The 10,244-nt window shown below is 60.9% G+C and carries 8 protein-coding genes; 3 read left to right on the plus strand and 5 right to left on the minus strand.

The genetic code is table 11. The annotated features are described in order from the left end of the window. Positions 1–11 precede the first annotated feature (11 nt). The 5 genes from JLC71_RS11015 to JLC71_RS11035 all read right to left on the minus strand — a co-directional run bounded on the left by JLC71_RS11015 (position 12) and on the right by JLC71_RS11035 (position 7,703). Entirely contained in the window at positions 12–2,597 is a 2,586-nt protein-coding gene (locus tag JLC71_RS11015; protein WP_200915463.1) for an EAL domain-containing protein, read from the minus strand. Positions 2,598–2,651: 54 nt separating this feature from the next. Then, positions 2,652–4,937 carry a type I DNA topoisomerase gene (gene topA / locus JLC71_RS11020; protein ID WP_200915464.1) on the minus strand — a complete coding sequence of 762 codons (2,286 nt, stop codon included), beginning with the start codon at positions 4,935–4,937 and terminating at the stop codon, positions 2,652–2,654. A 62-nt stretch (positions 4,938–4,999) separates the two neighbouring features. Beyond that, the gene (locus JLC71_RS11025; RefSeq protein WP_200915465.1) at positions 5,000–5,452 is read right to left on the minus strand and encodes a Smg family protein; all 453 of its coding nucleotides are present in this window, start codon (positions 5,450–5,452) and stop codon (positions 5,000–5,002) included. A 30-nt stretch (positions 5,453–5,482) separates the two neighbouring features. Continuing rightward, positions 5,483–6,583 (minus strand): DNA-processing protein DprA, encoded by a 1,101-nt coding sequence (dprA, locus tag JLC71_RS11030; RefSeq protein ID WP_200915466.1) that lies wholly within the window; start codon positions 6,581–6,583, stop codon positions 5,483–5,485. A gap of 61 nt (positions 6,584–6,644) precedes the next feature. Next, positions 6,645–7,703 carry a LysM peptidoglycan-binding domain-containing protein gene (locus JLC71_RS11035; protein ID WP_200915467.1) on the minus strand — a complete coding sequence of 353 codons (1,059 nt, stop codon included), beginning with the start codon at positions 7,701–7,703 and terminating at the stop codon, positions 6,645–6,647. Between the two features lie 138 nt (positions 7,704–7,841). Between JLC71_RS11035 and def the strand changes: the two genes are divergently transcribed. The 3 genes from def (at position 7,842) to htpX (ending at position 10,238) form a co-directional block, all read left to right on the plus strand. Beyond that, positions 7,842–8,345 (plus strand): peptide deformylase, encoded by a 504-nt coding sequence (def, locus tag JLC71_RS11040; RefSeq protein WP_200915468.1) that lies wholly within the window; start codon positions 7,842–7,844, stop codon positions 8,343–8,345. A 10-nt stretch (positions 8,346–8,355) separates the two neighbouring features. Further along, positions 8,356–9,282, plus strand: a complete 927-nt coding sequence (gene fmt, locus JLC71_RS11045; RefSeq protein ID WP_200915469.1) for a methionyl-tRNA formyltransferase — start codon at positions 8,356–8,358, stop codon at positions 9,280–9,282. Positions 9,283–9,380: 98 nt separating this feature from the next. After that, entirely contained in the window at positions 9,381–10,238 is an 858-nt protein-coding gene (gene htpX, locus JLC71_RS11050; protein WP_200915470.1) for a zinc metalloprotease HtpX, read from the plus strand. Positions 10,239–10,244 lie beyond the last annotated feature (6 nt).

The raw sequence follows: 10,244 nt of genomic DNA on the forward strand, positions 1-10,244 counted from the left end.
CCCGGTTTTTTTCAGACCTTGTTGGCCAGCCCCAGCCGCATCCATAGTTCGGCGACCCCCGCTGGCACCGGCGCGCTGAAATGAAAGCCCTGTAGATAATCGACGCCCAGCCCTTGCAGGTAGCGCGCCGCCTCGAGGTTTTCAACGCCTTCGACCACGATATCAAGCCCCAGACCGCGGCCAAACTGGACGATGGCTTGCATCACCCGCCGGCCCGCTTCGGTATGCAGCCGCTTGGTAAACGACACGTCGACCTTCAACAATTGCGCCTGCATTTCGTGCAATTGCGCCAGTGATGAATAGCCCGTGCCGAAATCGTCGATCGCAATCTGGAAACCGGCACTATTCAACTGCCGCAGGTGCTTAAGTTGGCGCGCGTAATCGTTCAGCGCCGCCGATTCGGTAATTTCGATGATCACGTCACTGGGGCGCAAGCGGTTTGCCATCAAGCGCTCGACCAGCAGCGATACGAATACCGGCGAGAACAACTGGCTGCGCGAGATATTCAACATCAGTTTCTGCGTCAGCCCGGCATCGCGCCAGGCCCGCAACTGCGGAAATGCCTGCTGCATCACCAGTTCGGACAACTCCTGGATCAGCCCGACCTTTTCGGCCATCGGTACGAACAGCTCGGGGCTGATCCAGCCGTTCGTGTCATCGTGCCAGCGTGCCAGCGCTTCAACCGCGATGATTTCCCCGTGCTGCGCCGACACCACCGGCTGATAAAACACGCTCAATCGTGCGTGCCGGATCGCCGCCGACAGCCGCGACTGCAGCGCCACATGCTCCCGCCCCAGCGCCTTCAAATGCAGGATGTCGCTGTAGAAACACACATTGTTCCGACCCGCATGCTTGGCGTGGTACATGGTGTGATCGGCCGCCGACAGCAATTCTTCGCCCGATTCGGCGTTATCGGGAAACACAGCAAAGCCGACACTCACCGACGGATGCGCTTCGAGGCCATCCAGCAGCACCGCCTCTCGGGCCGCCTCGAGCAAACGCTCGGCCATGGTACGAATTTGTGATGGATCGCGCAGATCCGGCATCAGCACGACAAATTCATCGCCGCCCCAGCGTGCGAGCACGTCCTGCTCGCGCAGCACTGCCGAGAGCCGGCTGGCGAGACTGCTGAGTAACTGATCACCGACGCGGTGGCCGAATGCATCGTTGATCTGCTTGAAATGGTCGAGATCAATAAAGCCCAGCGCCACCTTGCTGTGTTCGCGGCGCGCCCGCTCAATCGCCTGCGCCAGCGCATGGTCGAGCATCAGCCGGTTCGGCAAGCGGGTAAGGTCGTCAAACAGCGCCATCTGGCTGATGTGCTGCTCGTTCAGGCGCACTTCAGTCACGTCACGCAGCACGCCACGTATCGTCGCGGTGCGATCGGCGGCGGGAGGTAGTAGCAAAAAGCGCACCTCCACCCAGATCAGCTCACCGCTTTCCTGATACAGACGAAAACGCTGCGTTACCGAGCCAGAGGGCAGGCGCGCCAGCGCCGTTTGCACCAGGCTCATATCGTGATCATGCACCCAGTGCATTAAGGCGCTGCCCAGATCGCCATCCAGGTCGCGTAGCGCCAAACCACGCAAGCGTGCCCATGCGGCGCTGGCACGAACCAGCCGCCCATCGGCGGACAAATCGATCACCGCCTCGTCGAGCAACTGCAAGGTGTCCCCTAGCGCTTGCTGTTGCAATGCACTGCGCTTGCTCGCGCTGACATCGCGCAACAGCACCACCATACCGCCCTGCCCCACCGGGCGCATGCTGCCCTCAAGCCAGATCAGTCCATGGCTGCCTTCAAGCCGGCATTCCACCGTCGCCGTTTCACCTGCCTGCACCGCCGGCAGCTTGGCCGCGAGCGCCCCGGCCAGCGGCGGCGGCAAAGCCTGCGCCAGACTGCGCCCTTCCAGCGCAGCCGCATGCAGCAGCACCGGATGGCTGGACCACGCCCTCACGATCCGGCCCTGTGCCGACAGCTCGAATACCATATCGTCGGTCGCACCGACCAGCGCCGCAAGCCGGTCGCGCTCGGAACGCAAAGCCGCATCGACCTCGAATCGCACCAAGCCTTGCGCCAGTTGCCTGCCCAGCATCGTCAGCAAACGTAGCTCGTCAGCACTGCGGACATTGCCATCGTGCTCATCGAAAAAAGCCAGCAAGCCAAAGGGCTCGCCACGGTCGAGCAGCGGCAAGGTGACGATTCTGCGCGCACCGATGCCGGCGAGCAGCATTTGCTCCGCGAGCGGCAGCTCAAGCAGCGAGCGCTGCAGCAACATCCCGACAGCCAAGGTATCGGCCAGCAAGGGGTAATCGGCCAGCGACAGGTGGCGCAAGTTTGTAGCGCTGAGGCGGGACTCTGGCATCACCCAGGCGGCATCAAGTTTGGCGCTCAGCTCTTCACAGCGAAACAGGCAGACGAGATCGGCATGACTGGCATCGGCCAGTACTTCAGCCAGTACCGCGGGATCGGGCGCTTCAAAGCCGGAAAATTGGGCAACCACGCGATCAAACGCGTCGAAATAAGCCTGCTGGCGAACGAAGGCACCGGATGCCGGCGCGCTGGGCTCAGCGACGGACGGCCATTCTGAATGGGGCATGAGGACTGTTCCACGCGCACAAAATACCCGGCCTTGGCCGGGTATTTTTGTACGTCATTCCTTCGGTGCTGGTGGCTCGATCACTTCGGACCACCCGCATTCCTTCTGCGGACACTTTTTCTCGACCCCGCGACGCTTGGTCGTCTTGATCGTCAGCACCGGCCACTGGCACTGCGGGCAGGCCTCGGCAATCGGTGGGTCCCACGTTGCATAGGTGCAATCCGGGTAGGTGCTGCACGAGTAGAACAGCTTGCCATAGCGGCTCTTCTTCTCTTTCAGCGTGCCCTTGTGGCACTGCGGACACTCGACCCCGGTATCCCTCGGCGGCTCGAGCGGCTCGATATGCTTGCACTTCGGGTAGGCGGAACAGCCGATGAACTTGCCGTAACGACCGACCTTGATATGCAGCGGACTATCGCACTTCGGGCAGGTACGATCGGGAACCACCTCGGGTTCGACTGGCGCCGCATCGGCGTCATCGTTCAGATTGCGGGTGTAATCGCACTCCGGATACGTGGTGCAGCCGATGAAGCGACCGCGCTTGCCCAAGCGAATCGCCAGCTTGTTGCCGCACTTGGGACAATCTTCTTCCAGCTCTTCCTGGGTGACTTCCTTGCGCGACAGGCTTTGCTTTTCTTCAACCTGGCTGTGGAAGCGCGTCCAGAATTCGTCGAGCACCGGCACCCACTCGCGCGAACCGTTGGAAATTTCATCCAGCTGGTCTTCGAGTTTGGCGGTGAAGTTGTAATCGACGTACTGGGTGAAGTGATCGGTCAGGAACTTGTTGACCACCTCGCCGGTGTCGGTCGGGATAAAGCGTTTTTTATCCAGATCGACATATTCGCGATCTTTCAGCGTCTTGATGATCGAGGCGTAGGTCGACGGACGGCCGATGCCGAATTCTTCCAGCGCTTTCACCAGCGATGCTTCGGAATAACGCGGCGGCGGCTGGGTGAAATGCTGCTCGCCGGACAATTTGTCGACCGGCAGGGCTTCGCCCTCTTCCAGCGCCGGCAAACGCGCTTCGTCCTCGTCCTCAACGTCGTCCTGGTCTTCCTGGTAAACGGCGATGAAGCCCGGAAATACCAGCGTCTGGCCGGAAGCACGGAACACCGCCTGCGGACCGACTTCGATGTCGATGCCAACGGTATCGAACTTGGCCGGCGTCATCTGGCACGCCAGCGTACGCTTCCAGATCATCTGGTACAGCTTGAACTGGTCGGCGCTCAGGAAGGCCTTGACCGAATCGGGCGAACGCTCGATCGACGTCGGGCGCACCGCTTCGTGCGCCTCTTGGGCATTCTTGGATTTGTTCTTGTAGACTACCGGCGCGCCCGGCAGGTAGTCCTTGTCGAAATGGGTGCCGATATAGTCGCGAATCTCGGTCAGTGCATCGTTCGACAGCGCCACCGCATCGGTACGCATATAGGTAATCAGACCGACGGTTTCGCCGCCCAGATTGATACCTTCGTACAGCTGCTGCGCGGTCCGCATGACGCGGTCGGTGGTCATGCCAAGCTTGCGCACACCTTCCTGTTGCAGCGTCGATGTGGTGAACGGCGCGGCCGGGCTGCGGGATTTCTTTTTCTTCTCGACCTTGGCGACGCGCGCCTCGGCACCATCAAGCGCCTTGAGGATGTCGGCCTGCGTCGTTTCGTCGGGAATATCGAACTGTTCAAGCTTCTTGCCCTGCCACTGCGACAAACGGGCGCCGAACTTGCTGCGACCCTTGTGGCTGTCCAGATGAACGGTCCAGTATTCCTGCGAGGTAAACGCACGGATTTCGATCTCGCGCTCGCAAATCAGCCGCAGTGCCGGGCTCTGTACCCGACCGGCGGAAAGGCCCGAACGCACCTTGCGCCACAACAGTGGCGACAGGTTGAAACCGACAAGGTAATCGAGCGCGCTGCGCGCCTGCTGGGCATTGACGAGGTTGCTGTCGATGTCGCGCGGATGCTCGATCGCCTGCAACACCGCCGATTCGGTGATTTCGTGAAAGACCACGCGCTTGAACGTCTTGGCGGGATCATCGAGCTTTTTGCTCTTGATGATCTCCATGATGTGCCAGGAGATTGCTTCGCCTTCGCGGTCCGGGTCGGATGCGAGGTAGACGTTATCCGCCTCTTTCACCGCCGCACAGATCGCGTCGACATGCTTCTTGTTTTTGTCGATCACCTGATACTTCATTTTGAAGTCGTGTTCGGTGTCGACCGAGCCATCCTTGCGCACCAGACCGCGCACGTGACCGTAGGAGGCGAGGATCTGGAAATCCTTGCCGAGATACTTTTGCAGCGTCTTCGCCTTCGAAGGCGATTCGACGATCAACAGATTGGCAGGCATGGCAACCGATGCTCAAAAAAGTGGCGGATATTAGACCCGGTACGACAGGGACGCAAGCAAGCTTAGTGCAGCGTGGCGCCGTCGCGACCGAAGAGTATCTCCTCGATCAGGAGATTAGACAGCTCATCACGTTTGCGCCAGACGACCATCAGGACGATCAGTTTGAGCCGATCGGCCTCGACTTCGCCAGCCTCATCGCGCAACACGCGATCAAGCACCAGCTCGCGCTCTTCCGGTGACAATACCCGGGATGCTTCAAGCGAGTGCCAATAAATAATCGCTTCTTCGGCCAGCTTGTTGCTTTCAGTCGGGTGCAACATGCGCGGGCCATCAATGGATAAGGCAGCATAGGCGAATGCATCGACTTGCGGCAGTTCCGCCAGCCAGACAAGCGCCTCGCGAATTTCGTCGTCGCCAAAGCCGGCGCCGGACAATCGCCGCGCGAGCTGGGGCATGTCCGGCTCGCCATCGGCGTCATAGTATTGTTGAAACAGGTAAGCGAGAACGTCGAGCATGCAATCCATCTGGGGCCAACGTCGCCGTATTCAAGCCAGCCGCTGGTAGCGGCCACCCGGCAACGGCGCGACGTGGCCGGCTAATTCCAAGCCGAGCAGAATCGCGCACAGCTGCTCGACCGTCAAGCCGCTTCGTACCACCAGCGTATCAATATCGGTCGGGTCGTGCCCCAGTGCGAGCATAACGGCAGCATCTTCGGCCTGCTCCGCAACAGCCGGCTGCACCCGCTTTGCAGGTGCAGCGAGGCGAGTCTGCCAATCAAGTTCATCAAGCACGTCATCGGCCGATTCGACCAGTTTGGCACCGTCCTTGATCAAGCGGTGGCAACCGCGCGCTTGCGGCGAATGAATCGAACCGGGGATGGCGAACACTTCGCGACCGAGTTCGACCGCCTGCTTGGCGGTAATCAGCGAGCCGCTCCCCATCGCCGCTTCAACCACGAGAATGCCTTGCGACAGTGCCGCAATCAGCCGGTTACGACGCGGAAAGTGCTCTGCCTTCGGCGGGGAACCGAGCGCAAACTCGGAAATGATCAGCCCCTCCTCGGCAATCCGGTGCGCGAGGGCGCGATTGCCCGCCGGGTAGACGCGGTCCAGCCCTGTGCCAACGATTGCAACCGTACTACCGGGCCCGCTCAACCCGCCACGATGCGCCGCCGCATCGATGCCGGCGGCCAGGCCGCTGACGATGGTCAAACCGGCGCCGGCCATCGTTTCGGCAAAGGCCTCGGCATTGACGAGCCCTTGCGGCGTGGCGCCGCGACTGCCGACGATACCGAGCATCGACCGGCTCAACAGCTCGGCTTTGCCCTTCAGATAAAGCAGTACCGGCGGATCGGGCAAATCGAGCAGCCGCTGGGGATAATCGGCATCCCCCAGCACCAGCACGCGGCTACCGGGCTGCGCCAGCCATGTCAGCGTGGCCTCGACCATCACCGGCATCGGTTCGGCCGTCGCGGCCTGCCACGCCAGCAGCGCACTGGCGGGCAGATGCTCGCTCAATCGGGCTTCATCTGCCGCGAGCACTGCCGCCGGCGAACCAAAGGCCCGCAACAAGCCAAGCTGCCGGCGCGGACCGACGCCGGGCACCGTGGCAAAGCGTAACCAGTCGACAAGGTCTGAATCGGCCACAACGATCTCCGGCAAAGCAAACGGCCGCGCATTGCGCGGCCGTCACATCGATTAAAACAGCTCAGTTCGGCGATTTGACGTCGTCACCGACGTTCACCGGCAGCGTGCTGTCCAGCAGCAGACCGTAACTGAACTGCGGGAACACGCGGTACACGAACACATTGCTGCTTTTTTCCGGTGGCGTGACGCGGCTGGGCTCGGCCTGTTGTTCTTTCACAATCGCACGACCGCGCTTATAGGTACTCAGTACGGTACCAATATCCACCCCCGCATCGCTGCCGCGATTAATCACGACGGTGGTGTACTGCCCTGCTTCGACGATACCGCCGTAGGCCGAAACCACGCGGCCTTCTAAGGCTTGCTGTGGCGCATGCGGTACGTAATTGATGAACGGCGCATCAGCGGCACGGATCAGCCGGCTGCCAACCCCGATCTCTTCCTTGGCGCTGACCACGCGCAAGGTTGCGACATCCCCTTCCTTTTCCATGCGGACATCGCCCAGATAATCTACCTGATAGCCGATCACGCGCTTGCCATCCGGATCATCCGGATCGGTCAACGGCTTGCCCGGACGATAGGCTTGCCAGGTGTCGCCGGGCTCGCCCTGCAGATCGACCGCGTAAATGCGGTCGCCAGTGGCAAACATCACTCGCGAATCCGGGCCGGCAGCGATACGCGGCGAGGCCTTGAAGCTGTCCGGATCGATCACCAGCGGCTTGTTGAGGAAGGGCTCGATCGCCGCGTACGGAATGCTCGGTGCTGCGGCACCGTCTTCAAAGCCGCTCGAACGCACGCGCGGCGCCAGTTTGACGACCCCACGGTTGCTGACCTTGTTGCTCTTGAGCAGCTTCAATCGCGGCGTATCACCCGAACGATCCAGCACAACCACATCACCCGGATAGATCCAGTGCGGGTTCTTGATCTCGTCCTTGTTCATCTGCCAGATCTCGGGCCAACGCCACGGCTGCTTGAGGAAATGCCCGGAGATGCCCCACAAGGTATCGCCCTTGACCACGACATAACGCTCCGGCGCGTTGCTCTGCAGGGCAAGGGTATCGGCCTGAACGGAACCAACACCGACGCCCAAGGCCAAAAGAAGCGATATAATCGTTTTACGCATGGTGGCGTTCATCTCTTTTCAGATTTGACCCCAATTCGGGATCTTATTAATTAAGCGATTTGTAATGCCGGGCGAGATAGCCCTGAAAGCCAAACCCATTTTGATTTTGCATACAAACTTTTTCAGCTGCAAGCAATCATGGCCATTCTGAATATTCTGCACTACCCGGATGAACGCCTGCATACCGTTGCAAAGCCGGTGACGGTTTTTGACGAACATTTGCAACAGTTTGTCGCCGACATGGCTGAAACGATGTACCAGGCACCGGGTATCGGCCTCGCCGCGACCCAGGTGAACGTACATCAGCGCGTCGTCGTGATTGATCTGTCCGAATCCAAAGATGAACTTCTGGTGTTGATTAACCCGGAAATCATCGAGATGGATGGCCAGATCACCTACGAAGAAGGCTGCCTGTCGGTGCCGGGCATTTACGAGGAAGTCGATCGTGCCGAGCGAATCAAGGTGCGCGCCCAGCGCGTCAATGGCGAGACATTCGAATTCGCCGCCGATGAGCTGCTCGCGGTATGCATCCAACACGAACTCGACCACTTGAACGGCAAGGTTTTCATCGAAAAGCTCTCCCGACTCAAGTTCAACCGCATTTTGCAAAAACTGAAAAAAAACCAGCGCAAAACGCTGTAAACGGCCTCGAATGAAACTTGTATTTGCCGGAACACCCGACTTCGCCGCCGATGCGCTCAAAGCGCTACTCACGGCCGGGCACGACATCGCGCTGGTGCTGACCCAGCCCGACCGCCCCGCCGGGCGCGGCATGAAGCTGACGCCATCGCCGGTAAAACAGGTCGCGCTTGAACACGGTCTGCCCGTTTACCAGCCCGAGAAACTGCGCACACCCGAGCAGCAAGCGCCGCTGGCCGAGATCGATTGCGACGTGATGATCGTCGCCGCCTACGGCTTGATCCTGCCGCAAGTGGTGCTCGACTTGCCAAGCCTGGGCTGCCTCAATATCCACGCTTCCTTGCTGCCACGCTGGCGCGGCGCGGCGCCGATCCAGCGCGCCATCCTCGCCGGCGATGCACAAACGGGCATCACCATCATGCAGATGGATGCGGGTCTCGATACCGGCGACATGCTCAGTGTGCATGTCACGCCAATCAGCGCCAGCGACAATGCCCATACCCTGCACGACAAGCTCGCGCAGCAAGGCGCCAATGCCATTGTCGCCGCACTCGCCGATCTGCCCGCCCTGCAGGCGGCACGGCAAGCGCAGCCCGTCGATGGCGTCACCTACGCCGAGAAGCTCAAGAAGGAAGAGTCGCAGATCGACTGGCAACGGCCGGCGGTCGAACTCGACCGGATGATCCGCGCCTTCAACCCCTTTCCATCGGCACAAACGACGCTCGACGGCGCCGCGCTGAAAATCTGGGCAGCGCATTCCGTCGATGGTCACGGTGAACCGGGCACGCTACTGGCGCTTGATCGTCACGGTATTGTCGTTGCCTGCGGCCAGGGCGCATTGATGCTGACAACCTTGCAGATGGCCGGCGGCAAACGGCTCGACGCGACGGCTTTCCTCGCCGGCCGCTCGCTGATGGCAGGAATTCGCCTCGGCGATTGAATTTTCCTGCTTCGCCGCAATCACATTGCTGCCCGGACTGTACGGCCATCGCCGTGCGATCCTTCATCACGCCCCTTACCTTTGCGAGATTCGACAACATGAACAACTGGCTCAAGACGACCATCCTGATGGCTGCCTTTATGGCGCTGTTTGTGTTTATTGGCGGCCTCATCGGCGGCCAGAGCGGCATGCTGATCGCGCTACTGCTCGGCGGCGGGATGAATGTGTTTGCCTACTGGAATTCCGACAAGATGGTGCTGCGCATGTACAACGCACACCAAGTCGACGCCCGCACCGCGCCAGAGCTGTACGGCATGGTGCAGGAGCTCGCGCAGCGTGCCGGCCTGCCGATGCCCAAGGTCTACGTGATTGACGAAGACCAGCCCAATGCCTTCGCCACCGGCCGCAACCCGGAGAACGCGGCCGTCGCCGCCACCACCGGGATCATGCGGGTACTGTCTTATCGCGAGTTGCGCGGCGTGATGGCGCACGAACTGGCGCACGTGCAGCACCGAGACATCCTGATCTCGACGATTTCGGCGACCATGGCCGGGGCAATTTCGGCGCTGGCGAACTTCGCAATGTTCTTCGGCGGTCGGGACGAAAACGGCCGCTCGATGAATCCCATCGTCGGCATCCTGCTGGCCATTCTCGCCCCGCTGGCCGCCAGCGTGATCCAGATGGCGATCTCGCGCTCGCGCGAATTCGCCGCCGATGCCGGTGGCGCGCGCATTTCCGGCGACCCGCAAGCGCTGGCGGACGCGCTACAGAAAATCGAGGCCTACGCCCGCGGCATTCCGATGCACACCGCCGAAGCGCATCCGGAAACCGCGCAGATGATGATCATGAATCCGCTCACCGGCGGCGGCATCGACAATTTGTTCCGCACCCACCCGCAAACAGCCGATCGCGTCGCCCGCCTCACGGCCATGGCGCGCGGCCAGCTCCCCTATTGATTCAGA

The sequence above is a fragment of the Jeongeupia sp. HS-3 genome, from assembly GCF_015140455.1.
GTDB lineage: Bacteria > Pseudomonadota > Gammaproteobacteria > Burkholderiales > Chitinibacteraceae > Jeongeupia.